General features: G+C 64.0%; 25 protein-coding genes. 9 read left to right on the top strand and 16 right to left on the bottom strand.

Going from position 1 to position 22918, the window contains the following annotated elements; genetic code table 11:
* Window positions 1-99: 99 nt before the first annotated feature.
* From ccrA to ACGYK9_RS06125, 4 genes are all read left to right on the top strand, one after another.
* On the top strand, window positions 100-1380 hold the full coding sequence (gene ccrA / locus ACGYK9_RS06110) for a crotonyl-CoA carboxylase/reductase (RefSeq protein WP_394413125.1): 1281 nt from the start codon (window positions 100-102) through the stop codon (window positions 1378-1380).
* Between the two features lie 191 nt (window positions 1381-1571).
* Window positions 1572-1778, top strand: coding sequence for a hypothetical protein (locus ACGYK9_RS06115; RefSeq protein ID WP_394413128.1), 207 nt, complete (start codon window positions 1572-1574; stop codon window positions 1776-1778).
* Window positions 1726-2445 (top strand): autoinducer binding domain-containing protein, encoded by a 720-nt coding sequence (locus ACGYK9_RS06120; RefSeq protein ID WP_394413131.1) that lies wholly within the window; start codon window positions 1726-1728, stop codon window positions 2443-2445. Before ACGYK9_RS06115 ends, ACGYK9_RS06120 begins: the two co-directional genes overlap by 53 nt.
* An 80-nt stretch (window positions 2446-2525) precedes the next feature.
* Entirely contained in the window at window positions 2526-4064 is a 1539-nt protein-coding gene (locus tag ACGYK9_RS06125; protein WP_067261876.1) for an ATP-dependent RecD-like DNA helicase, read from the top strand.
* Here the strand turns inward: ACGYK9_RS06125 and ACGYK9_RS06130 are convergent.
* The 12 genes from ACGYK9_RS06130 to ACGYK9_RS06185 all read right to left on the bottom strand — a co-directional run bounded on the left by ACGYK9_RS06130 (window position 4061) and on the right by ACGYK9_RS06185 (window position 14261).
* Entirely contained in the window at window positions 4061-4828 is a 768-nt protein-coding gene (locus tag ACGYK9_RS06130; protein ID WP_394413134.1) for a TIGR02186 family protein, read from the bottom strand. The two genes, ACGYK9_RS06125 and ACGYK9_RS06130, sit on opposite strands and share 4 nt — an antisense overlap.
* On the bottom strand, window positions 4825-5739 hold the full coding sequence (locus ACGYK9_RS06135; protein WP_067261874.1) for a sulfite exporter TauE/SafE family protein: 915 nt from the start codon (window positions 5737-5739) through the stop codon (window positions 4825-4827). Before ACGYK9_RS06135 ends, ACGYK9_RS06130 begins: the two co-directional genes overlap by 4 nt.
* Before the next feature lie 114 nt (window positions 5740-5853).
* Window positions 5854-6822: an ABC transporter permease gene (locus ACGYK9_RS06140; protein ID WP_394413137.1), complete on the bottom strand. Its 969-nt coding sequence runs from the start codon at window positions 6820-6822 to the stop codon at window positions 5854-5856.
* A gap of 35 nt (window positions 6823-6857) precedes the next feature.
* Window positions 6858-7994 (bottom strand): ABC transporter permease, encoded by a 1137-nt coding sequence (locus ACGYK9_RS06145; RefSeq protein WP_394413140.1) that lies wholly within the window; start codon window positions 7992-7994, stop codon window positions 6858-6860.
* Window position 7995: 1 nt separating this feature from the next.
* Window positions 7996-9597 (bottom strand): ABC transporter ATP-binding protein, encoded by a 1602-nt coding sequence (locus ACGYK9_RS06150; protein ID WP_394413143.1) that lies wholly within the window; start codon window positions 9595-9597, stop codon window positions 7996-7998.
* Window positions 9598-9733: 136 nt separating this feature from the next.
* Complete coding sequence (locus tag ACGYK9_RS06155) at window positions 9734-10735, bottom strand: BMP family protein (protein WP_271689361.1); 1002 nt, start codon at window positions 10733-10735, stop codon at window positions 9734-9736.
* Between the two features lie 107 nt (window positions 10736-10842).
* Window positions 10843-11298, bottom strand: a complete 456-nt coding sequence (locus ACGYK9_RS06160; RefSeq protein WP_394413146.1) for a GNAT family N-acetyltransferase — start codon at window positions 11296-11298, stop codon at window positions 10843-10845.
* On the bottom strand, window positions 11295-11918 hold the full coding sequence (tsaB, locus tag ACGYK9_RS06165; RefSeq protein WP_394413149.1) for a tRNA (adenosine(37)-N6)-threonylcarbamoyltransferase complex dimerization subunit type 1 TsaB: 624 nt from the start codon (window positions 11916-11918) through the stop codon (window positions 11295-11297). The genes ACGYK9_RS06160 and tsaB overlap by 4 nt, the downstream gene beginning before the upstream one ends.
* Window positions 11911-12471 carry a NifU family protein gene (locus tag ACGYK9_RS06170; protein ID WP_271691962.1) on the bottom strand — a complete coding sequence of 187 codons (561 nt, stop codon included), beginning with the start codon at window positions 12469-12471 and terminating at the stop codon, window positions 11911-11913. The genes tsaB and ACGYK9_RS06170 overlap by 8 nt, the downstream gene beginning before the upstream one ends.
* Window positions 12472-12585: 114 nt before the next feature.
* Complete coding sequence (locus tag ACGYK9_RS06175; RefSeq protein ID WP_040700546.1) at window positions 12586-13044, bottom strand: universal stress protein; 459 nt, start codon at window positions 13042-13044, stop codon at window positions 12586-12588.
* Between the two features lie 97 nt (window positions 13045-13141).
* Window positions 13142-14020, bottom strand: coding sequence for a branched-chain amino acid aminotransferase (locus tag ACGYK9_RS06180; RefSeq protein ID WP_394413153.1), 879 nt, complete (start codon window positions 14018-14020; stop codon window positions 13142-13144).
* Window positions 14021-14030: 10 nt separating this feature from the next.
* Entirely contained in the window at window positions 14031-14261 is a 231-nt protein-coding gene (locus tag ACGYK9_RS06185; RefSeq protein ID WP_067261534.1) for a hypothetical protein, read from the bottom strand.
* A gap of 132 nt (window positions 14262-14393) precedes the next feature.
* Here ACGYK9_RS06185 and ACGYK9_RS06190 point away from each other — a divergent pair, with 132 nt between their 5' ends.
* Complete coding sequence (locus tag ACGYK9_RS06190) at window positions 14394-15119, top strand: M48 family metallopeptidase (protein ID WP_394413156.1); 726 nt, start codon at window positions 14394-14396, stop codon at window positions 15117-15119.
* A gap of 4 nt (window positions 15120-15123) precedes the next feature.
* Window positions 15124-15480 (top strand): YigZ family protein, encoded by a 357-nt coding sequence (locus ACGYK9_RS06195; RefSeq protein ID WP_394413159.1) that lies wholly within the window; start codon window positions 15124-15126, stop codon window positions 15478-15480.
* Here the strand turns inward: ACGYK9_RS06195 and ACGYK9_RS06200 are convergent.
* From ACGYK9_RS06200 to ACGYK9_RS06210, 3 genes are all read right to left on the bottom strand, one after another.
* On the bottom strand, window positions 15477-16097 hold the full coding sequence (locus ACGYK9_RS06200) for a hemolysin III family protein (protein WP_394413162.1): 621 nt from the start codon (window positions 16095-16097) through the stop codon (window positions 15477-15479). The two genes, ACGYK9_RS06195 and ACGYK9_RS06200, sit on opposite strands and share 4 nt — an antisense overlap.
* Window positions 16098-16166: 69 nt before the next feature.
* A complete protein-coding gene (locus ACGYK9_RS06205; RefSeq protein ID WP_082851951.1) occupies window positions 16167-16550 on the bottom strand; it encodes a hypothetical protein in 384 nt (127 codons plus the stop codon).
* 138 nt (window positions 16551-16688) lie between these two features.
* A complete protein-coding gene (locus ACGYK9_RS06210; RefSeq protein ID WP_394413165.1) occupies window positions 16689-17579 on the bottom strand; it encodes a LysR family transcriptional regulator in 891 nt (296 codons plus the stop codon).
* Window positions 17580-17674: 95 nt separating this feature from the next.
* Between ACGYK9_RS06210 and ACGYK9_RS06215 the strand changes: the two genes are divergently transcribed.
* A complete protein-coding gene (locus ACGYK9_RS06215; RefSeq protein WP_067261541.1) occupies window positions 17675-18169 on the top strand; it encodes a lactoylglutathione lyase family protein in 495 nt (164 codons plus the stop codon).
* A gap of 18 nt (window positions 18170-18187) precedes the next feature.
* On the opposite strand, the gene rimO is transcribed toward ACGYK9_RS06215, so the two are convergent.
* Entirely contained in the window at window positions 18188-19561 is a 1374-nt protein-coding gene (gene rimO / locus ACGYK9_RS06220; protein ID WP_394413169.1) for a 30S ribosomal protein S12 methylthiotransferase RimO, read from the bottom strand.
* A 62-nt stretch (window positions 19562-19623) separates the two neighbouring features.
* Between rimO and ACGYK9_RS06225 the strand changes: the two genes are divergently transcribed.
* Window positions 19624-21561, top strand: a complete 1938-nt coding sequence (locus tag ACGYK9_RS06225; RefSeq protein WP_394413172.1) for an AsmA family protein — start codon at window positions 19624-19626, stop codon at window positions 21559-21561.
* A 95-nt stretch (window positions 21562-21656) separates the two neighbouring features.
* Complete coding sequence (trpB, locus tag ACGYK9_RS06230; protein ID WP_394413175.1) at window positions 21657-22889, top strand: tryptophan synthase subunit beta; 1233 nt, start codon at window positions 21657-21659, stop codon at window positions 22887-22889.
* Window positions 22890-22918 lie beyond the last annotated feature (29 nt).

The raw sequence follows: 22918 nt of genomic DNA on the forward strand, positions 1-22918 counted from the left end.
TGCATTGTTGCGCGGTGGATCATATCCCGAAAGGGAGCCGCCGCGATTCTGCGGTGCGGCACAGACCTTGTAGACACCGATCACCGGCAGGAGGCCCACATGGCACTGGATACGAAACACGCCGAATATGACGCCCCGCAAAAGGACCTCTATGAAGTGGGCGAGATGCCCCCGATGGGGCATGTCCCGAAACAGATGTATGCTTGGGCGATCCGCCGCGAACGGCACGGCGACCCCGACAGCGCGATGCTGCAAGAGGTGGTCGACGTGCCCAAGCTTGACAGCCAAGACGTGCTGGTCCTCGTGATGGCGGCGGGCATCAACTACAACGGTGTCTGGGCCGCGCGCGGCGTGCCGATCAGCCCCTTCGACGGCCATGGCGAGCCTTACCACATCGCGGGCTCCGATGCCTCGGGCATCGTCTGGGCGGTGGGCGATAAGGTGACCCGCTGGAAGGTTGGCGATGAGGTGGTGATCCACTGCAACCAAGACGATGGCGACGACGAGGAATGCAACGGCGGCGACCCGATGTATTCGCCCAGCCAGCGGATCTGGGGCTATGAGACGCCCGACGGCTCTTTCGCGCAGTTCACCCGGGTGCAGAGCCAGCAGTTGATGCCGCGCCCCAAGCACCTCACGTGGGAGGAAAGTGCCTGCTACACGCTGACGCTGGCGACCGCTTATCGGATGCTCTTTGGCCATGAGCCGCATGACCTGAAGCCCGGCCAGAACGTGCTTGTCTGGGGCGCCTCCGGTGGCCTCGGCTCCTATGCGATCCAGCTCATCAACACCGCGGGCGCCAATGCGATCGGCGTGATTAGCGACGAGAGCAAGCGCCAGTTCGTGATGGATCTGGGCGCGAAGGGGGTGCTGAACCGCAAGGACTTCAACTGCTGGGGCCAATTGCCTACCGTGAACACGCCGGAATATGCCGAGTGGTTCAAGGAAGCGCGCAAGTTCGGCAAGGCGATCTGGGACATCACCGGCAAGGGCGTGAACGTCGATATGGTGTTTGAGCACCCCGGCGAGGCGACCTTCCCGGTCTCCACCTTCGTGGTGCAGAAGGGCGGCATGGTGGTGATCTGCGCAGGCACAAGCGGGTTCAACCTGACCTTCGACGTGCGCTACATGTGGATGCACCAGAAGCGCTTGCAGGGCAGCCACTTTGCCCACCTCAAACAGGCGAGTGCGGCCAACAAGCTGATGATGGAGCGGCGGCTCGACCCCTGCATGTCCGAGGTCTTTAGCTGGGCCGATCTGCCCGAGGCGCATATGAAGATGATGCGCAACGAACATAAGCCGGGCAATATGTCGGTACTGGTCCAAGCCCCGACGACCGGGCTGCGCACGCTGGAAGACACGCTGGTCGCCCGCGACTAAGCGACACGGATCGGCTAAGATGAGACCCCCGCGGCTTCGGCTGCGGGGGTTTTGCGTGGAGCCCTGTCGAAACAGAGGCTTAGCGCCCGAAACCCCGCTATTTATGGGGGGGCAGAAAGCGCGGATGGTGCAAAATTTCGTACATGCTAGGGTTGTATTAATCTGCCATTAACCAAAGCTGGGCGACCCTCATGCGAGATGATTGGATATTGGACGTTTTGGCCGATCTCAGGGCTTTTGCCATGGCGAACCAACTGCCGCGCACGGCGGAACAGTTGGACGACGCGGCGCTGATCGCTCTGGCTGAGATGTCCTTGCAACGCGAAAGGGCCATGGGCCAGACGCATGAGGATAGAGCCGCATCTGGAACGGATTTGGGAAAGGCTGGCGCAGGCTGATGGCCAGCCCGCCCTTGGGCAGGCCTGCAAAGACCTGCGTGATCACTATGGCATTCTGCATGTCGTCTATCACTGGGTCGACACGGCGGGGGTGCAATATGGCTGCGGCACCTATGGCGCGCTTTGGTCTGAGCGCTATCAGGCGCATAACTACCTGCGCATCGATCCTGTGGTCGCGGGCTGCTATCGCCGGTTTGAGCCGGTGGATTGGAAAGACCTCGATTGGTCCTCTCGCGCGGCGCGGCAGTTTCGCCGGGATGCTTTGTACCATGGGGTCGGCGATCAGGGGTTCTCGGTCCCGATCCGGGGGCCGCATGGGCAATTCGCGCTTTTCACCACGAACCACAGTTGCACCGATCGGGTTTGGGCCGCTTTCACCGCGCGGCACCGCCGCGATTTGATCTGGGCGGCCCATTGCTTCAATGAAAAGGCGTTGGCGCTGGCTCCGGAGCGGGCGCCGGGTGCCGTGCAGGCGTTGTCCCCGCGCGAGGTGGATGCGATGACCCTGCTGGCGGTGGGCTATAGCCGCGCGCAAGTGGCCGACCGTTTGTCGATTTCGGAACATACGCTGCGCGCCTATGTGGAAAGCGCCCGCTTCAAACTCGGGGCATCCAACACCACACATGCTGTCGCCCGTGCACTCAGCCGGGGGCTCATCGTCGTCTGAGGCGGATAATCCACATGAATTGCAGGCGCGCGGAGCAAAGCCATCTGGCCCCCGGCGCGGGGCTCATTTAGGGTCGCCCAATGACATCTACCGCGCTCACCTATTCCGAAGACCAAGCCGCCGCCCATGACAAGGTGGCCGATATGCTGCGCTCTGCGGGCATCGATCTGGACGACTCGCTTTTGATGCCGCCTGCGGGCGGGCCGGATCAGGTGATGGCGGTGACCGGCAAGGCCGGATCGGGCAAAACCCTGCTGCTGGCCGAGCTTTACCGCGCGCTGGAAGGGGCCGGGGTCGAGATCGTCTCGGGCGATTACGAATCGCGCAAGAAGCGCGAGAAGCGCACCTTGGCGATCCTCGCGCCCACCAATAAGGCGGCGAGCGTGCTGCGGTTGCGCGGGGTCCCCGCGACGACGATCCACCGCATTCTCTATACGCCGGTCTATCACCCCGAGTATGAGCGCATCGCCGAATGGCTGACCGGCAACGGTGAGAAGCCCGAGATCGAGGGCCTCAGTGAAATGGCACTGGACCGCGCGGCGGCGTTTTTCGCGAACAACAAGTCGGTGCCCGGGGCGTTGGCGGCGGCGGGGCTGCGTGGCAGCGACTTCATCACCGGCTGGAAACGGCGGGAAGAGCCGTTGGACATCGGCTTTGTCGACGAAAGCTCAATGTTGGACGACAAGCAGTTCGAGGATTTGAAAGAGATCTTCCCGACGCTGCTGTTGTTCGGCGACCCGGCGCAGTTGGCACCGGTGGGGCAGTCGGGCACGATGGTCTTCGAGAAACTGCCCGAGAAGCGCGTCTTGAACCTCAACCGCATTCACCGGCAAGAGGCAGACAACCCGATCCTTGATCTCGCCCATGCGCTGGCCGATCCGCAGTTGGAGTTTCATGACTTTGAGCGGATGATCGAAGACGCGGCGCGCAAGGATGACCGCGTGGTCTGGGGCCAGCGTGTCGAAGTCGATCTCATGGCGCGCAGCCCGGTGCTGGTCTGGCGCAACGCGACGCGCATCCGGCTCATCAATGCGTTCCGCAGCGTACATGGCGCGCCGGAGGATGCGTTGCTGGCCGGTGAGCCGCTGATCTGCGACGGGATCGAGCTGCCGCTGAAACACCGCAAGAAACGGCTGGATCTGGAGGCGCGCGGCCTGATCAAGGGCGCGCAGGTGGTCTATCTGGGCGAGGGGCGCAAGCCCGGCTTCAGCCGCTTGCATGTGATCGGGGCCGAGGACCCGCAGGTGAGTGCCGCCTCAATCGTGAAGATCGAGAAACCCGACGAAGAAGAGCCCTTCATCCCCTTCGCCGCCCGCATGGGGGCGACTTTTCTGCACGGGGCGGCGGTGACGATCCACAAGGCCCAAGGCAGCCAGTGGGAGAACGTGCAGGTCTTCGCCCCCGATCTTTATGCCGCCGCGCGGATGGGGCGGAGCGAGGCGGGGCAGCCGCTGTGGAAACGGCTGGCCTATGTCGCCATCACCCGCGCGCAGGAGCGTCTGATCTGGGTGGTGCGCAACCGGCTCAGCAAGCCTTCGGGGCCGCTGCGGGTGGACGATCTGCGGGCGGCGCCAGCGGCGGCGCTGACGCTTGAGGCGACCGAGGATGGCGCGGCTTAGCGGCGCATGAGGCCGAAGACGGCCGAAGCGCCCCAGCCCGCCGCGACCGCGATGAAGAGCGACAGCAGCCCGTAGAGAAACGCCTGTTGGTGGGCGAGGTTGAACAACCAACGCTCCATCCCGACTTTGCGCACGTCAATGATCGTCTCATATTGCGCCACCACATCGCCGCTGCGCGTGAGGAAAATCCGCGTGTCATAGGCCCCTTCGGTGAGCGAGGCGGGCAGGGCGACGGCGGCGCGGAAGAGGGTCTGTTCATCCACCTTCACCCCGTCTTCGATGACTTGGTACAGGTTCGCATCTTTGCGCACGCGGATCAGCGCGTCGGTGAATTGGGTGGGGTCCGCGATCTCCATCGGGGCGCCGACCGACCGGATGGCGCGGGGGATGGAGATGCGGTGGCGCAGGTCTTCGATACGTTTGAGCACCTCGGCCAGCGGACCGGAGGTGACCACGGCGTAGAAGCTCGGCGCGCGGTCGACCTCAACCGCGGCGGTGTTCACCCAGATGCCAAAGCGCCGCTCTTTCCGGCGCACCATGACCGGGGCCGAGGGGCCGGAGACGGTAATGACAACTTCGAGCGGCGCGCCATCGGGGATCGGGGTTTCGCGTTTGACGGCCCCGTAGACGAGAATCTCGGACCCGTCGAAATTGGTGGTGATGGAGACTTCGGCCTGGCTGAGGCCAAGCACAATCTCCTCTTCCGCCGTGGCGGTCAGGGCCGTGAAACACAGGCCAAGGAAGGCGATTAGCGCGCGCATCATTCCGCCGCCACCGGGCTGAGTGAATAGAGTTCCGCCGGTTCCAGCAACAGGTCAAGCGCCAGCTTGCCGCAGACCGCCAAGACCAGCACCGCGAGCAGGATGCGCAGCTGTTCGGCCTGCATCCGCACGCCGATCCGCGTGCCCACCTGCGCGCCGAGCACGCCGCCCACCAGCAGCAGCACCGCCAGCACGATGTCGACCGTCTGGTTGGTGGTGGCATGGAGCATGGTGGTGAAGCCGGTGACGAAGATGATCTGCAAAAGCGAGGTGCCGATCACCACTTTGGTCGGCATGCCAAGCAGGTAGATCATCGCAGGCACCATGATGAAACCGCCGCCCACGCCCATGATCGCCGAAAGCATCCCGACAGCCGCGCCGACCAGCACCGGCGGGATCACTGAGATATAAAGGCCCGAAACCCGAAAGCGAATTTTGAACGGCAGCCCATGCACCCAATAGTGCTTCTTGCGTTTGACTCGGCCCCCCTTGCGGGTGCGGCGGATGGCGCGGAGCGATTCCACGAACATCAGCCCGCCGATAATGCCAAGGAAAACGACATAGCAAAGCGTCACCAGCAGATCGACTTGGCCGAGCGATTTCAGGTAGTTAAAGATGAACATGCCGATGCCGGAGCCGATCAGGCCCCCGGCCAGCAGCACCCAGCCCATTCGGAAATCGACCGTCTTTCGCTTGAGATGCGCCAGAAGCGCCGAGAAGGAAGAGGCTACGATTTGATTGGTCGAGGTCGCCACCGCCACGGCGGGCGGGATGCCGACAAAGAACAGCAGCGGCGTGATCAGAAACCCGCCGCCGACGCCGAACATGCCCGAAAGGATGCCCACGATGCCGCCCAACCCCAAAAGGAGGAAGGCGTTGACCGATACTTCGGCAATGGGCAGGTAGATTTGCATGACGTTTCCTAGCCCCGAACGGCCGCGCAGTTCAACATAGCTTGTCGCGGTGAGGTGACCACTTTGACAGGTTGCGCCGATCCGGCCCTCGGGTGCAAGGGCCGGAAGGAAGTGTCAGCGTTCTTTCACATAGGGCTCGCCACCCGCGCGCGGCGGGATCGCTTTTCCGACGAAACCGGCGAGGATCACCACGGTCATCAGGTAGGGCAGGGCGCCCAGAAGCTGGCCCTGCACCTTGATGCCGATGACCGACTGGATCACGTCCGGTCGGGTCTCCAGCGCGCCGAAGAGGCCGAAGAGCAGGGTGGCCCAAAGGGCGTACCACGGACGCCACTTGGCGAAGATCAGCGCGGCCAGCGCGATGAAGCCGCGGCCCGCCGACATGTCCTTGACGAAACCCGCCTGCAGCGCGGTGCTGAGGTAGGCCCCCGCCACGCCGCAGAGCAGCCCCGCGATGGCCACCGCGGCATAGCGCAGACCCACGACCGAGACACCGGCGGTGTCGACGGCAGCGGGGTTCTCGCCCACCGCGCGCAGGCGCAGGCCGAAGCGGGTGCGGAACAGGATCCACCATGTCAGCGGCACGGCGAGGAAGGCGGCATAGACGAGGATCGAATGGCCGGAGATGAGCTCTTCGTAGAGCGGGCCGATGACCGGCACGCTCTCCATCGCCTCGGCGAAGGGCAGGGTGATCGGCTCGAACCGCGCGCCGCCGAAGAGCGAGGGGGTGCGGCCCCCTTGGGCGAACCAGTCCTGCGCGATCAGCACGGTCATGCCGGCGGCGAGGAAGTTGATCGCCACGCCGGAAATGAGCTGGTTGCCGCGGAAGGTGATCGAGGCGAGACCATGCACGGCGCTGAGCGCCAGCGAGGAGGCGATGCCCGCCGCCAAACCCAGCCAGACCGACCCGGTGAGCGACGCGAGTGCCGCCGAGAAGAAGGCCGCGGCCAGCATCTTGCCTTCGAGCCCGATGTCGAAAACGCCCGCGCGTTCGGAGAAAAGACCGGCAAGACAGGCCAAGAGCAGCGGCGTCGCGAGCCGAACGGTGCTGTCGAGCAATTGGATGAGCGTGATGTAGTCCATAGGTCAGACCCGCTTTCTCAGGGGGGTATAGGGGCTCATTCCGGGCTCTCCGACTGGGCGCTGCGGGGGCCGGGTTTGGGCGGGCCGGGGCGGCGGAACATCAAGAAGAGACGCTCCAGCGGCATCCGCACCATATTGTCGAGCGCCCCGGTGAAGAGGATCACGAGCGCTTGGATGACGACGATCAACTCGCGCGGGATCGAGGTCCAGAGCGCCAGTTCCGCGCCGCCTTGGTAGAGGAAGCCGAAGAGCAGGGCGGCAAAGAAGACGCCCACCGGGTGCGAGCGGCCCATCAGCGCCACGGCGATGCCGATGAAGCCCGCGCCCTCGGTCGCGTTTAGCACCAGACGCTCGCTTTCGCCCATGACGTTGTTGATCGCCATCAGCCCCGCCAGCGCGCCCGAGATGATCATGGTGATCATGGTGATGCGCACGGGCGAGATGCCCGCGTATTTCGCCGCCGGCTGCGAATGGCCGTAGGCGCGGATTTCATAGCCCAGACGCGTGCGCCAGATCAGCATCCAGATCGCCACGCAGGCGCCGACCGCCACCAGCAGCGAGACGTTGGCGGGCGCGGATTTCGAGAAGGCGATGCCAAGGGGGGCCAGCAACTCGTGCAAGGTCGGCAGATGCACGGCCTCGGGGAAGCGGGCGCTGGCCGGGTCCATGCTGCCCGGTGGGCGCATGACGTTGACGAGAACGTAGTTCAAAAGCGCCGCGGCGATGAAGTTGAACATGATCGTCGTGATGACGACGTGGGAGCCGCGCTTGGCCTGTAGCCAGCCCGGGATCGCCGCCCAGATGGCGCCCAGAACACCGGCCATGACGCCGCAACCGATCAGCGCCAGCGTCCAATGCGGCCAGGGGATGTAGAGCGCGGCCAGCGCCACGCCGAGGCCGCCCAGCATCGCCTGACCCTCACCGCCGATGTTGAAAAGCCGCGCGTGGAAGGCCACGGCGACCGCAAGGCCGGTGAAGATGAAGTTGGTGGCGTAGTAGAGCGTGTAGCCCCAGCCATAGGTCGAGCCGAGCGCGCCCTTGACCATCAGGTTCACGGCCGCGATCGGGTCTTCGCCGATGGCGAGGATGACCAGCGCGGAAAGCACGGCGGCCAGCAGGAGGGAGATCAGCGGCACGAGGATCACCTCGGCCCATTTCGGCATCACGTCCATCTCAGACCTCCTTGCGCGCGTCGCCGCCCGCCCGGGCGAGATTGGCCTCGACCTCGGCCACGCTGTGTTCGTTCTCGGTATCGGTGATGCCTGCCATGAGCAGCCCAAGCTCCTTTTCGTCGGTCTGATCGGCGGCGCGTTCGCCCATGATTTGCCCGTCGAACATCACCGCGATGCGGTCCGACAGGGCGAGGATTTCTTCCAACTCGACCGAGACCAGCAGGATCGCCTTGCCCTGATCGCGCAGAGCAATGATCTGCTCGTGGATGAATTCGATCGCGCCGATGTCGACGCCGCGCGTGGGCTGGCCGATCAGCAGCAGGTCTGGGTTGCGCTCGATCTCGCGCGCCAGAACGATTTTCTGCTGGTTGCCGCCCGAGAAGTTCTTGGCGGCGAGTGTCGGATCGGGCGGGCGCACGTCGAAACGGGCCATCTTGTCCTCGGCATCGGCGCGGATCGCGGCGTGGTCCATCAGCATGCCACTGTTGAAGCGATCGTCGTGGTGGTAGCCGAAGACGTTGTTCTCCCAAGCCTGAAAATCCATGATCAGTCCTTCGCGCTGGCGGTCTTCGGGCACATGGGCCACGCCGCGCGCGCGGCGCGACTGGCCGTCGCTTTTCTTGCCCGAGAGGTCCAGCGGCGTGCCGTTGAGCGTAACGTTGCCGGTGCCGTCGGCATAGCCGCCCAGCACTTCCAAGAGTTCCGACTGGCCGTTGCCCGCAACGCCCGCGAGGCCCAGCACTTCGCCCGCGCGAATCTGAAGGTCGATCCCGCGCAGCCGCTCGACGCCCTTGTCGTCAACGACCCGCAGGCCTTTGACATCGAGGATCACCTCGCCCGGGGTGGCGGGCTCTTTGTTGACGCGCAAGAGCACCTTGCGCCCGACCATCAGCTCGGCCAGTTCCTGGGGCGAGGTCTCGGCGGTTTTTACGGTGGCGGTCATCTGGCCGCGGCGCATGACCGACACGGTGTCGGTGATCTCCATGATCTCGCGCAGCTTGTGGGTGATCAGGATGATGGTTTTGCCCTCGGACCGCAGACGCCCGAGAATGCGGAAGAGCTGGTCGGCCTCAGCGGGGGTCAGTACGCCCGTGGGCTCGTCGAGGATGAGGATGTCGGCCTGCCGGTAGAGCGCTTTCAGGATTTCCACGCGCTGCTGCATGCCCACGCCGATGTCTTGCACCAGCGCATCGGGATCGACGTTGAGACCGTAGTCCTTCGACAGTTCGATCAGCGTCTTGCGCGCCTTCGATAGTGAAGGCTTCAACAGGCGGCCATCCTCGGCGCCGAGGATGATGTTTTCGAGCACGGTGAAGTTTTCCACCAGCTTGAAGTGCTGGAACACCATGCCGATGCCGGCGGCGATGGCGGCCTGGCTGTCGGGAATCTCGGTCTTGCGGCCACTGATGAAAATCTCGCCCGCATCGGCCTTGTAGAAGCCGTAGAGGATCGACATCAGCGTCGATTTACCGGCGCCGTTCTCGCCGATGATGCCGTGAATCGTGCCCGGCATGACGCGGATGGAGATATCTTTGTTGGCCTGTACCGGGCCGAAGGCCTTGGAGATGCCCTTGAGTTCGATCGCGGGGGCGGTATCGGTCATGTCAAAAGGTCCTGCGGGCGTTGCAGCCCTTGATCTGGCGTTGGTCCATCGCTGCCCCGGTCACGCTGTGGGGTTTTAAAAGGGGCCGCGCCGATGATCGGCGCGGCCCCGGGGGTCGATTGTGGATAAATCGGGCTCAGAAGTCCAGTGCCGGGCAGCTGTCGTTCTCGTAGTAGGAGACCACTTTGATCTCGCCGTCGATGATCTTCTGGCGCGCCTCGTCGACAGCGGCCTTCATCTCTTCGGTCACGAGATCTTGGTTATGCTCGTCGATGGCAACGCCAACACCTTCTTCGGCAAGGCCGAGGGTCACGACTTCGCCGACTTCAAGGTCTTCGCCCGCCATCATCGCGTCATAGACGGCGACATCGACGCGTTTCAGCATGGAAGTCAGGACCTTGCCCGGGTGCAGGTGGTTCTGGTTGCTGTCGACGCCGATCGACAGGATGCCTTCGTCGGCAGCGGTTTGCAGCACGCCCACGCCGGTGCCGCCCGCCGCGGCATAGACCACGTCAGCGCCTTGGTTGATCTGCGCCTTGGTGATCTCAGAGCCCTTCACCGGGTCGTTCCACGCGGCGGGGGTGGTGCCGGTCATGTTGGCGATGACGGTGGCGTCGGGGTTGGTCGCTTTGACGCCTTGGGCATAGCCGCAGCCGAAGTGACGGATCAGCGGCACGTCCATGCCACCGACGAAGCCCACGGTGTCGCTCTCGGAGGCCATCGCGGCCATGACGCCGACGAGGTAGGAGCCTTCATGTTCGGCAAAGCTGACCTGACGCACGTTGGGCAGGTCAAGCCAGTTTACGTCGATCACGGCGAACTTGGTGTCGGGATAGTCGGGCGCGACGGTCGCCAGCGGATCGGCCATGGCGAAACCCATGGTGATGATCGGGTTGGCACCGGATTCGGCGAAGCGGCGCAGGGCCTGCTCACGCTGCGCTTCGGACTGCATTTCGATCTCGGCGAATTTGCCGCCGGTTTCTTCGGCCCAGCGGGAGGCACCGTTGAAGGCCGCTTCGTTGAAGCTCTTGTCGAACTTACCGCCGAGGTCGAAGATCAGCGCCGGTTCAGCCGCTGCCGCGCCTGCGGTGAGCGCGAGGCCCGCAGCAGCGCCGAGGAATTTCGTCATGAGGGTCATTTGGTGTCTCCCGGGTTGTGGTGTCGGGCGGTCAATCAGATGCTGCCGCCACGGCGTTTGTGGATCATGTGATCAGGTATAATCTAGGGCGCAGGCGGGGGGTAGGGTCAACCGCTTTTTGAGGGCAAGCCGCACGGATCGCCAGCGTGACCATGGGTCAAGACGCGTTGCAGGATGCAGGCATCCACGGGTGGGACGCCGCTGCGCGCGTAATAGGCACGGCGGGTAGCGATTTGGGCAAAACCTTGATCATCATAGAGCGCGCGGGCGGGCAGATTATCGGCAGCGACTTCGAGAAAGGCGCTTTCGCAGTCGGCGGGCAGGGCGGCCAGCCAGTCGCGCAGCAGGGCCCGGCCCAGCCCCCGACGTTGCTGCGCAGGGTCCACGGCAAGCGTCAGCAGTTCGGATTCGCCCGCGATGGTGCGGGTCAGGGCAAAGCCGCCGGGGCAGGTGAAAAGCTGCACGAAGGGGCTGTCGAGCAGGCTTGCGAACTCCGCCTCTTGCCACGGCCTGTCTTGGGTGAAGGCCGCAGCGTGAATCGTGGCGAGGGCCGCCGGTGTCACGGCAGCAGCACCGGTGCCGCGTCGCGGGCGGGGGCGGCATCGGCGGGCCGGAGGTAAAGCGGCGCAGGGCGCGGCGGATTGCTGGCAAAGCGGCGCGCAGCGATGCGGGCGATGGCTTCGGCCACGGGCATCGCTGGCGGCTCTCCGCCCGTGCCGATCAGCGGGCCGGTGAAGGCCGGGAGGGCGGCGGCGTCGTGTAGTGCGGGTTCGGAAATGCCGGGGTTGTCAAAGCCTTGCAGAAACACCTGATCGCGGCGGGCATCCACTGCACAGGCGCAGGGGCCGTCATGGCCTTCGCGCAGCGCGTCGAAGGCATCGACCCCAACCGCCGGAATGCCAAGGCCAAGCGCCAGCCCGCGGGCGGCAGAAACGGCGATGCGGATACCGGTGAAATTGCCCGGCCCTATGCCGACGCCAAGCGCGGTGAGGTCGGCATAGCCCAGCCCGGCCTCGCTCAGTAATTCCTCGCAAAGGACCATGATCCGCTCGGCCTGACCCTTGGTCATCGGCTCGGTGCGGGAGGCCAATATCCGGTTGCCCGACAGCAAAGCGGCCGCGCAATGCGCGGCCGATGTGTCAAAGGCCAGAATCAGTGGCCCGCTTGCGTGATGCTCAGGCAACCGGGCGCACCTCTGTGACCTCGGGGATGTAATGGCGCAGCAGGTTCTCGATGCCCATTTTCAACGTCAGGGTCGAAGAGGGGCAACCGGCGCAGGCGCCCTGCATATGCAGATAGACGACGCCACGCTCAAATCCGTGGAAGGTGATGTCGCCCCCATCTTGGGCCACGGCGGGGCGCACGCGGCTGTCGAGCAACTCTTTGATCTGGCCGACGATTTCACCGTCTTCGCCCTCATGCGCGGCGTGGCCGGATGTGGGCTGGTGGTCAGAGGCCATGACCGGCTCGCCGGACTGGAAATGCTCCATGATAGCGCCGAGCAGGGCGGGTTTCACATGGTCCCATTCCACCGCGTCTTGCTTGGTCACGGTGACGAAATCGGTGCCGAAGAACACACCGGTCACGCCTTCGACCGCAAAGAGCCGTTGGGCCAGCGGGGAGGTCGCCCCGGCTTCGGGAGAGGGGAAATCAGCGGTGCCCATCTCCAGCACGGTCTGACCCGGCAGGAACTTGAGCGTTGCGGGGTTCGGAGTGGATTCGGTCTGGATGAACATGGGGTGTACCTCGCTTTCGGCGTGGCTCCTGATATGCGCCTGCGCGGGCGGCAAGTCAAGGTTTAGAACCGTTCTAAATTGCGGCGCCGGGCATTGGGGCGGGCGGCAGAACGCTTAGGTGATCGCTTCGAGCCGTTCCTTGCTCAGATCGCCGGGCACGATGGTGATCGGCACGGGCAGGGCGCCGGCAGAGCGCGACAATTGCGTGACCAGCGGGCCGGGGCCTTTCTTGCGGTCACCGCTGGCGCCGAGCACCAGAACGCCGATGTCGGGGTCGTCGGACAGCTGCTGAATGATCTCGTCCGTCGGTTCGCCCTCGCGGATGATCAACTCAGGATCGACGCCCTGTTTGTCGCGCATCCATTTGGCGAAGACCTCGAAATGCACCTCGATCCGTTCGCGGGCCTCTTCGCGCATAAGGTCGCCAACGCCGATCCAATGGTTGAACTCTTCGGGTGGGATCACCGAAAGCACGGCCACGCCGCCCCCCGTGCGCGCTGCGCGCAGGGCGGCGAAACGCATGGCATTCAAACATTCGGTGCTATCGTCCAACACCACTAGGAATTTCCGCATCAAACCCTCTCTCCGCACCTCCTCCCGGTGCGGTGCGATCATGGCGCGGGCGGGCGGCGCTGGCAATTGCTTTCGCGCGCCGCTGCCGTCCGGGCCTTCAGCCGCGCTGACTTGCGGCCCAATCCCAGTACATTTCACGCACCCGGCGCGTGACCGGGTTCTGGTTGTCCCCGGTGCCATATTGCGTGTCGTCAAAGGCGCTGACAGGTGTGACCTTCATCATATTGCCCGACAGAAAGACCTCATCGGCGGCATGGAAATCGTCAAAGCTGAGGACGGTCTCATGCACATTCATCCCCGCCTCGCGCATGTTCGACATATGCCGCGCACGGGTGATCCCGGCAAGGAATGTGCCGTTGGGGATGGGGGTGAAGACCTCACCATCCTTGACCATGAAGACATTGGCGCTGGCACTTTCGGCGACATTGCCCATGGCATCGGCCACCAGTGCGTTGCCGAAACCTTTGGAGCGCGCCTCGACCATCATGCGGGCGTTGTTGGGGTAGAGGCAGCCCGCCTTGGCGTTAACGACGTTATCCTCCAGCACCGGGCGGCGGAAGCGGGTGCGGGTGAGGGTGGTCGCGGCCTCGGGCGGGGCCATGGGGATGGCCTCAAGGCTGATGGCAAAGCCGGTGGCACCTTCGCGCGGCACGATGCCCAACTCGTCGCCCGCGAGCGCCCAATACATCGGGCGGATATAGACCGCTTGATCACGCGAATAGCTCTTCAGCCCCTCGCGGCACATCTCGATCATATCCTCGGTTTCAACCGTGGGAGTGATCATCAGCGCGCGGGCCGAGCGGTTGATCCGCACGCAATGCGCTTCCAGATCGGGGGCGAGCCCGTCGAACAGCCGCGCGCCGTCAAAAACGGTGGTGCCCAGCCATGCGCCGTGGTCGGCGGCCCTGATGGTCGGCAGATCGCCGTCATGCCATGCGCCGTTGAAATAGGTCTTGATGTCTGTGCCGGTGGCCATGTGACGATCCTCAGGAATTGCTTCGGTAGATGCCCTCGGGCAGGTTTAAGGCCGCCGTCAGATCGCTCAGCTGCGCGGGGGACAGGGTGATCTTGGCCACACGGTCGGTTCGGGCGTCCCATTGCTCGATCGTGATCTGCCCCGCGAAGGCAGAGACGGTGACGTCCTCGCGCAGGGGCGCGTCGGATTCGTCGATCAGGGTGATGACGGTGGCGTCGAATTCATGCTCGATGGTAAACATGAGGGCACATTAGGCTTTGTGCTCGCGAGCGCAAGGCCGCCGTATGAGCGTCAAAGCTCCGTGAACGGGGGTGGCGGTGGCAGGGCGTCATGATAGACAGGTGGCTCAAGGACCCCCGAGCGAGGATCAGCCGTGAAATTGTTAAATGCCCTTGGCGCATTTGCCGTCATCGCCCTGCTTTCTGCCTGTGAGGTGGCACCGATCCAGACAGGCCCGATCCCGGCCGACAGGCCGCAGACCACGGGGCAGACAAGCCCGCGGCTGAGCGCAAGCGCGGCGGCGCGGAGCTTTGTTCAGGTGGTCCGCACGCTTGAACCCGTGGCCGAACGGGAGTGTCGCAATCGGACGACGGGGATGAACTGTGATTTCAATATCGTGGTTGATGACCGCCCCGGCCAACCGGCCAATGCATTCCAAACGCTTGATAAAAATGGCCGCCCCATCGTGGCGTTCACATTGGCGCTGATCGCCGATGCTCGCAACGAAGACGAGCTTGCTTTTGTGCTGGGCCATGAGGCCGCGCATCACATCGCGGGCCATATTGAACGCCAGCAGCAAAACGCCATGGCGGGGGCGGTGATCTTTGCCGGTCTCGCCACGCTGAGCGGGGGCGATGCCAATGCCGTGCGCACGGCGCAGGAATTGGGTGCAGAGGTCGGCGCGCGGCGATATTCCAAGGATTTCGAGCTTGAGGCCGACGCCCTTGGCACGATCATCACCGCGCGGGCGGGCTATGATCCGCTGAGGGGGGCCGAGTTCTTTACCCGCATTCCCGATCCCGGCGACCGTTTCCTTGGCACCCATCCGCCCAATAACGCCCGGATCGATATCGTGCGGCGCACCATGGCGGGGCTGTAACGCTTTGCGCAAACTGGGTCAGGTGCTGAACGACCGCGGGTCGAAATATGCGGTGTCGGGCTGCCCTGCGCGCAACCGGGCCGAGGTCGATGCCGCGTTGAAAGACCTCAAACGCGACAAATCCTACGCCAAGGCCACGCATAACACTTGGGCGGTGCTGCTGTCGGATGGCGGCCCGCTGAAAGGGGACGATGGCGAATCCGGCGCGGGCATGGTGATCCTGCGGATGTTGGAGCGCGAGGGGCTGACCGATCATCTGATCGTCGTCACCCGCTGGTACGGCGGCAAACATCTGGGCGGCGATCGGTTTCGCCATGTGCAAACATGCGTGCGGGCCTATCTGGATGCGCCCGAAGGCTAAAGACTGAGCGCGATGGCGGCAAAGAAACAGGCCGTGGCGACCAGCACGAAGACATGCCAGATCGCGTTTTGATAGCGCATGCCCGGGTGGGCATAGACCAAGGTACCCGCCGAATAGGTCAGCCCGCCCACGGCCACCAGCGCCAGTGCTGCCCCCGGCAGATTGTGCCACATCGGGTAGATCAGCAGCACCGAGAGCCAGCCCATGCCGAGGTAGAGCGCGAGTGACCCGCGCGCATCGGTGCGCCAGAACCAGAGCTTGGCCACCGCGCCGATCACCGCCAGCGCCCAGACCACGCCAAGGATGCCATAGGCAAAGCCAGAGCCGATCACCATCACCAGCGGCGTATAAGTGCCCGCGATCTTAAAGTAGATCGCCGCATGATCGACCCGGCCCAGAAAGGCGCGGCTGCGATCGAAGGGCAGCAGGTGGTAGACGGCAGATGCAGTGAAAGAAGCAAGGATGCAGCCCGCATATATCGCCGTGGCGGTCAATTGCCCCTCTTGCCCGGCGGCATGGATCATCAAAAGGATGCTGGCGGGAATGGCGAAGCCAAGGCTCAGCACATGCACGGTGCCGTCGGCCAAAGTCTCAGCGATGGAGGTCGGATAGCCCATGACAGAAAGGTAGCAGCGAAACCACCCTCTGCCATGGGTGACGAAAGGTAAAGCGCAGAGCCCGGTGGATCAGCGCGGTTTGTTGCCGTCGATCCAGCGCGACATCAGGGTCTTGTCGCGAAAACACTCCTGCGGGACATCGCGGCGTTTCAACCGCGCGATGCGTTCGGCAAAGGCGACCTGTTTGGCGGAAGGGTAGGCGGCAAAGGGCCCCTCCAACGCTTGCGGTTTATGGGCGTCGATCCATTCCGAGACCGCCGCGCGATCCGCTTCGATGCCTTTCGGAAGCTCTTCACCCGTTCGCTTGGCGAGGGACTGGGCGTATTGCATCTGTTTTTCGGTCGCGGGCATGCGGCGGTCGGCCTGTTTGGGCTGCGCGCTATCGCTGCCACGGGGCGGGCGGCCTTGCTGCTCAAGGTCGAAGATGCCGGGAAACTGAGGTTGAAAAGACATCTGGTCATTCCTCTGCTACTGCGTTCTACATATAGAACAGAAAGGGAACATGTTCAAGTCTCTCCGTAATCTCGCCCTTCCATGATAGTATATCTAGTATCGGGGGTGTTTTGTTCCACAATATCTGTGAGGCGTCCGCTATCGTAGCTGTTCCGCCGCCTCTGCGATCAGTTCCGCCGTCTTCACCATCCGCGCGGGCAGGGGGCGCCCGCGCCGGGAGGCGAGCCAGAGGTCATGCCAACGCCGCTTGGGCAGAGGCAGCAGCCTGAGCCGGTCCTTGGCTGCAAAGGTTTCGACCCCGCTGCGGGGCAAAAGCGTATAGCCCACGCCCCGCGCCACTGCCGCTGGGATCTGGCCGATCTGGTTCACATAGCCACGCAGGCGCATCCGGTCGGCCCCCGGATAGCTGTCCGGGAAATTGAGCTGGAGCAGATCGTCGGCATAGGCGAAGCCATCGGGATGGGCGATGAAGCCCCGGCTTTCGAGATCGGCAAAACTTTCTATCTGTTCCAATGCATTAACCGGCAGCACGAGGCAAAGTTCCTCGCGCCCCAGATGCCGGGCCTCTAACCTTGCGTGGGCAGGGTCATCGGCCAGCACGCCCAGATCAAACCGCCCATCGAGCAGCCCGGCGCGGATTGTGGCTTGGGGGGCGGCTTCGAGATGGAGAGAGAGGTCAGGCGCTTGGGTCATCCACGCCAGCAGGAGCGGCTGGAGCAGCATGGCGAAACTGCCGGAGCAGGCGATATGCACCACGCCCCGGTCGGGCAGGTCGGTCGCGATGCGTTCGCGCAGGCGCTGCTCTTCGCGGCGGCGGGCAAGGCCGGTTTCAAACAGCGCTTCGCCCGCCGGGGTCAGGGTGAAACTTTTGCCATCGCGCGCGATCAGCGGCTGGCCCAACTGGTCTTCCAGCTTGCGCAGATGCTGCGACACGCCCGGCTGGGTCATGTTGAGCCGCTGCGCCGTGCGGGTGAAATGGCCGGTCTCGCAAAGGGTGGTGAAGGTCTCAAGCCAGGTGGCGTTCAGCATGACAAACGGTTCGTTATGATTTCGATGAGATTTGATAATTTCACATGTGGGGTGCGCCTGTCTATCTCAACCTCAACGCAAACAGGAGACTACATATGACCACCCCCCGTACCTTTTCCCACATCGGCCTATCCGTGCCGGACCTCGACGCCGCCGTGAAATTCTATTCCGAAGTTCTTGGGTTCTATGTCGTGATGCAGCCCACCGAAGCGGTGGAAGAAGACACCGCCATCGGCGTCATGTGCACCGATGTCTTCGGCCCCGGCTGGGGATCGCTGCGCATCGCCCATTTGGCGACAGCGGATGGCATCGGGATCGAAATCTTCGAGTTCCCCGGCAACTACGCCCCTGAAGAAAAGCTGGAGCATAAGCGCCACGGCACCTTCCACTTCGCCATCCAAGACCCTGATGTCGAAGGTCTGCTGGAGCGGATCATCGCGGCGGGCGGCAAGCAGCGGATGCCGGTGCGGGAATACTTCCCGGGCGAGAAACCCTACCGCATGGTCTATGTCGAAGACCCCTTCGGCATCGTCTTCGAGCTTTACAGCCACAGCTATGAGCTGACCTATTCGGCAGGCGCTTACGCCTGAGAGAAACCCGCGGGGGCGTCAGGTGATCTGACATCCCCAAAGATCGTATTCGCCCGCCTCTTCGACTTCGACGGTGACGATATCGCCGACCTTGAGGTTCTGGAAATCCTCGTCGATGAAGAGATTGCCGTCGATCTCGGGCGCGTCGGATTTGGTGCGGCAGGTGGCGGCGTCTTCGTCGATCTCATCCACGATCACGTCGAGGCGTTTGCCGACCTTGGCGGCGAGCTTGGCCTCGGAAATGGCCTGCGCCTTTTCCATGAAACGCTCCCAACGGTCTTGTTTGATCTCGGGCGCCACATGATCCGGCAGCGCGTTCGACCGCGCGCCTTCGACGTTTTCGTATTGGAAGCATCCGACCCGGTCGAGCTGCGCCTCGTCCAGCCAATCGAGCAGTGTCTGGAATTCCTCCTCCGTCTCGCCCGGATAGCCGACGATGAAGGTCGAGCGCAGGGTGATGTCGGGGCAGGTCTCGCGCCATGCGGCGATCTCGTCGAGGGTTTTCGACGCGGCGGCGGGGCGGGCCATGCGTTTCAGCACGTCCGGATGCGCGTGCTGGAATGGAATGTCGAGGTAGGGCAGCACCAGCCCCTCGGCCATCAACGGGATCAGCTTGCGCACATGCGGGTAGGGGTAGACGTAATGCAACCGGACCCATGCACCGAGGGAGCCGAGATCCCGCGCCAGATCGGTGATATGGGCGCGGTGGCCACGGTCCTCGGCATGTTTGATGTCGACCCCGTAGGCGGAGGTGTCTTGGCTAATGACCAAGAGTTCCTTCACGCCGCTGTCGACGAGCCGCTCGGCCTCTCGCATCACCGCATGGGCCGGGCGCGATTGTAGGCGGCCCCGCATGTCGGGGATGATGCAGAACTTGCACTTGTGGTTACAGCCCTCGGAAATCTTGAGGTAGCTGTAGTGCCGTGGGGTGAGCGAGACCTGCTGCGCGGGCAGAAGATCGATGAAAGGATCGGGCGCGGGCGGCACCGCGCCATGCACCGCGTCGAGCACCTGTTCGTATTGATGCGGGCCCGTGACGGCGAGGATGCGGGGGTGATGTTCGCGGATATAATCCGGCTCGGCCCCCAGACAGCCGGTGACGATCACCTTGCCGTTCTCCGTCAACGCCTCGCCAATGGCATCGAGGCTTTCGGCCTTGGCGCTGTCGAGAAACCCGCAGGTGTTCACGATCACCGCATCGGCGCCCGCGTAATCGGGCGAAACGCCATAGCCCTCGGCGCGAAGCCGGGTCAGGATGCGTTCGGAATCGACCAATGCCTTGGGACAGCCGAGGCTGACCATGCCGATGGTCGGCTGGCCGGGGCGGGCGGGATCGCTGATCTTCGCCTGCGGGGCGAGGTCGGGGCGCAGATTGGGTGGGTTTGTGCTCATGGCGTGCGCTATAAGGCAAGCGGATGAGCGGGGAAAGAGCCGCCGGGCAGGAGGAGAGAGCCATGAGATGGATTATACGGGTCATCGGCGCGCTGTTGCTGATCGTCGTGATCATGCTGGGGGCGCTGTTCCTGCTGCCCGGCGAACGGATCGCGCGGATCGCCAGTGAGCAACTCAGCCGGATGACCGGGCGGGAGGTGTCGATCACCGGCGATGTAGGCGTGACGCTCTGGCCGGTGCTGGGGGTGACCGCGGGCGGGCTTGAGGTCGGCAATGCCGATTGGACCGACAAGGGCGCGCTGCTGACGGCGGCCAATGCGGCGATTGGGGTGGATGCGGGCGCGCTTTTGCGCGGTGAGATACGCATCACCAATATCGCGGCGCAAAGCCCGGTGATCCGGTTGGAGCAACGTCTTGATGGCCGTGCAAGCTGGCAGTTCACCGACAGCGCCAGCGGTGCGCGGATCGAGACCGAGAGCGCGCCGAGCGCCAGCCGCCGCCCGCTGAGCATTCAGAAGCTGACGGTGACCGATGCCACGCTGATCTATGACGCCGAAGGGGCGGACCTGCTGCGCTATGATGGTGTCAATCTGGCGCTGGACTGGCCCGAGCGAGGCGGGGCGGCGGAGATCACCGCCAGCATGGCACCAGCGAGCGAGCCGGTTCAGCTTGCTGCGCGGATCGAAGGATTTGCGGATTTGCTGGAGGGCGGCGTGCAGCCGCTGCGGGCGGAGGTTACGACGGGCGGGGCGCAAGCCCTGTTCGACGGGCGCGGCGCGCTCAACGGGGCGCTGGCGGGGGATATTCGGATCGACAGCCCCGATACGGCGCGGTTTCTGGCGTCGCTCGGCGCGGGCGCTGTGACGCTGCCGCGGGGGTTGGGCCGGTCGGTTGATCTGCGCTCTGGGCTGACCCTGACGGCGGATCGGCGTCTGTCGCTGCGCAATCTCGCGGTGGATTTGGGCGGCAACAGCCTGACCGGGCAGGCCGATCTGGCCCTGAACGGTACGCCGCGGATCACCGCAAACCTGCGGACCGGGGCGCTGGACCTTTCGGCCCTGTCCGAGGAAAGCGATCAGGCCGCAGGCGCCGACAGCACCGCCACGGCGGATGCAGAGGGCTGGTCATGGCAAGAGATCAACGCCGACTGGCTCTCCGCCTTTGACGGGAACATCGCCCTGAGCGCGGAAAGCATCGATCTGGGGCAGCTCGACCTTGGCCCCACCCGCGCCGTGCTGCGCAATGACCGCGCGCGGATGGTCTTCGACCTACAGGATATGAACGCCTATGGCGGCAAGGTCGCGGGGGAGTTTGTGATGAACAACCGCGATGGCCTGTCGGTGGGCGGCAAACTGCAAGCGCAAAGCGTGCAGATGCGCGACCTGCTTGAGGATACCGCCGGGGTGACGCGCTTTACCGGGGCGGGCGATGCCGAACTGTCGTTCCTCGGGGTGGGGCAGTCGATTGACGCGATCATGCGCTCGCTCAGCGGCTCTGGCGCGCTGACCATGGGGCGCGGCACGATTGCAGGGATCGACTTGGACGCGCTCCTTGGCTCCGTCGATGCCGCAGGCGGCAGCACGGTGTTCGATTCCGTGGAGGCGACTTTCGACATCTCCAACGGCGTCTTGCGCAACGACGATCTGCTGATGCTGCTGCCGAACTTCAACGCGACGGGGGCAGGGCAGGTCGATCTGGGGGCGCAGAGGCTGGACTATACGGTCACGCCCAAGGCCCTGCGCGTCAATGCGTCGCGCGGTGGGTTGGCGGTGCCGGTGCGGATCAGGGGGCCATGGGCGGACCCTGAGATCAAGGCCGATCTGCGTGCCGCGATTGATCTGAACTTTGCCGAAGAAAAGCAGCAGGCCGAAGATAAAGTACGCGAAAAGATACAGGAAGAGTTGAACATCGCACCCGACGACAACCGCTCGACCGAGGATATCGTGAAGGATGAGTTGGAGAATGCGGTCAGACGCGAGTTGTTCAAACTCTTTGACTAGCCCAAGGCCGCCCCGCTCTGGCCACCTGCGAAACTCATGGTGGCGTAGGCGGGCGGGCTGCGGTAAGGCTGACGCGACATTCTAGGAGAGGCGCAATGGCCAACGATCTTTTCAACAGCTTCATGACCGGCCCCGACGAACAGGGTCGTTTCGGCGATTTCGGCGGGCGCTTTGTCTCGGAAACGCTGATGCCGCTCATTCTTGAGCTGGAAGAACAATATGAGAAGGCCAAGACCGACGACAGTTTCTGGGCCGAGATGCATGATCTCTGGACCCACTATGTTGGCCGCCCCAGCCCGCTTTATCACGCCGAACGGCTAACCGAGCATCTGGGCGGCGCCAAGGTCTATATGAAGCGCGACGAGTTGAACCACACCGGCGCGCATAAGATCAACAACGTGCTGGGGCAGATCATCCTCGCCCGCCGCATGGGCAAGAAGCGCATCATCGCCGAGACCGGGGCGGGCCAGCACGGTGTGGCCACCGCGACCGTCTGCGCCAAGTTCGGTCTGAAATGCGTGGTCTATATGGGCGCGCATGACGTCGAGCGTCAGGCCCCCAACGTCTTCCGCATGCGCCTGCTGGGTGCCGAGGTGGTGCCGGTGACCTCCGGGCGCGGCACGCTGAAAGACGCGATGAACGACGCGCTGCGCGACTGGGTGACCAATGTGCGCGACACTTTCTACTGCATCGGCACCGTGGCCGGGCCGCACCCCTATCCGGCGATGGTCCGAGATTTTCAGGCCATCATCGGCAAGGAAGTGCGCGAGCAGATGGACGCCGCAGAGGGCCGTCTGCCCGACACGGTGATTGCCGCCATCGGCGGCGGGTCGAACGCCATGGGCCTGTTCTACCCCTTCCTCGACGACAAGTCGGTGAACATCATCGGGGTCGAGGCTGGTGGCAAGGGCGTGGATCAGAAGATGGAGCATTGCGCCTCGCTGACCGGAGGCCGCCCCGGCGTGCTGCATGGCAACCGCACCTATTTGCTGCAGGACGATGACGGGCAAATCCTCGAAGGTTTCTCGATCTCTGCCGGGCTCGACTATCCGGGCATCGGGCCAGAGCATTCCTGGCTGCATGACATCGGTCGCGCGAAATACGTCTCGATCACCGACCGTGAGGCGCTGGAGGCGTTCCAGCTGTGCTGCGCGCTTGAAGGGATCATCCCGGCGCTGGAGCCGAGCCACGCGCTGGCCCATGTGCTCAAGATCGCGCCGGAGCTGCCAAAGGATCACCTGCTGGTGATGAACATGTGTGGCCGGGGCGACAAAGACATCTTCACCGTCGCCCGTGCATTGGACTTCGATATGGGTGAATTCGCCTAAATCCCCTCGCGAATCTGAGCCGAATTTGA

Source organism: Sulfitobacter sp. 1A15258 (assembly GCF_043557045.1).
Lineage (GTDB): Bacteria > Pseudomonadota > Alphaproteobacteria > Rhodobacterales > Rhodobacteraceae > Sulfitobacter > Sulfitobacter faviae.

Excerpts from the sequence above, each read along its gene's own strand:
- ACGYK9_RS06180 (WP_394413153.1), bottom strand. The coding sequence starts at position 14,020 with ATGGCCACCGGCACAGACATCAAGACCTATTTCAACGGCGCATGGCAT.
- ACGYK9_RS06175 (WP_040700546.1), bottom strand. The coding sequence starts at position 13,044 with ATGCGGAAATTCCTAGTGGTGTTGGACGATAGCACCGAATGTTTGAAT.
- ACGYK9_RS06200 (WP_394413162.1), bottom strand. The coding sequence starts at position 16,097 with ATGGGCTATCCGACCTCCATCGCTGAGACTTTGGCCGACGGCACCGTG.
- ACGYK9_RS06135 (WP_067261874.1), bottom strand. The coding sequence starts at position 5,739 with ATGCAAATCTACCTGCCCATTGCCGAAGTATCGGTCAACGCCTTCCTC.
- ACGYK9_RS06120 (WP_394413131.1), top strand. The coding sequence starts at position 1,726 with ATGAGGATAGAGCCGCATCTGGAACGGATTTGGGAAAGGCTGGCGCAG.
- ACGYK9_RS06155 (WP_271689361.1), bottom strand. The coding sequence starts at position 10,735 with ATGACCCTCATGACGAAATTCCTCGGCGCTGCTGCGGGCCTCGCGCTC.
- ACGYK9_RS06210 (WP_394413165.1), bottom strand. The coding sequence starts at position 17,579 with ATGCTGAACGCCACCTGGCTTGAGACCTTCACCACCCTTTGCGAGACC.
- ACGYK9_RS06140 (WP_394413137.1), bottom strand. The coding sequence starts at position 6,822 with ATGGACTACATCACGCTCATCCAATTGCTCGACAGCACCGTTCGGCTC.
- ACGYK9_RS06145 (WP_394413140.1), bottom strand. The coding sequence starts at position 7,994 with ATGGACGTGATGCCGAAATGGGCCGAGGTGATCCTCGTGCCGCTGATC.
- ACGYK9_RS06215 (WP_067261541.1), top strand. The coding sequence starts at position 17,675 with ATGACCACCCCCCGTACCTTTTCCCACATCGGCCTATCCGTGCCGGAC.
- ACGYK9_RS06125 (WP_067261876.1), top strand. The coding sequence starts at position 2,526 with ATGACATCTACCGCGCTCACCTATTCCGAAGACCAAGCCGCCGCCCAT.
- rimO (WP_394413169.1), bottom strand. The coding sequence starts at position 19,561 with ATGAGCACAAACCCACCCAATCTGCGCCCCGACCTCGCCCCGCAGGCG.
- ACGYK9_RS06185 (WP_067261534.1), bottom strand. The coding sequence starts at position 14,261 with ATGTTTACCATCGAGCATGAATTCGACGCCACCGTCATCACCCTGATC.
- ACGYK9_RS06150 (WP_394413143.1), bottom strand. The coding sequence starts at position 9,597 with ATGACCGATACCGCCCCCGCGATCGAACTCAAGGGCATCTCCAAGGCC.
- ACGYK9_RS06130 (WP_394413134.1), bottom strand. The coding sequence starts at position 4,828 with ATGATGCGCGCGCTAATCGCCTTCCTTGGCCTGTGTTTCACGGCCCTG.
- ACGYK9_RS06225 (WP_394413172.1), top strand. The coding sequence starts at position 19,624 with ATGAGATGGATTATACGGGTCATCGGCGCGCTGTTGCTGATCGTCGTG.
- trpB (WP_394413175.1), top strand. The coding sequence starts at position 21,657 with ATGGCCAACGATCTTTTCAACAGCTTCATGACCGGCCCCGACGAACAG.
- ACGYK9_RS06170 (WP_271691962.1), bottom strand. The coding sequence starts at position 12,471 with ATGTTCATCCAGACCGAATCCACTCCGAACCCCGCAACGCTCAAGTTC.
- ACGYK9_RS06205 (WP_082851951.1), bottom strand. The coding sequence starts at position 16,550 with ATGTCTTTTCAACCTCAGTTTCCCGGCATCTTCGACCTTGAGCAGCAA.
- ACGYK9_RS06115 (WP_394413128.1), top strand. The coding sequence starts at position 1,572 with ATGCGAGATGATTGGATATTGGACGTTTTGGCCGATCTCAGGGCTTTT.
- ccrA (WP_394413125.1), top strand. The coding sequence starts at position 100 with ATGGCACTGGATACGAAACACGCCGAATATGACGCCCCGCAAAAGGAC.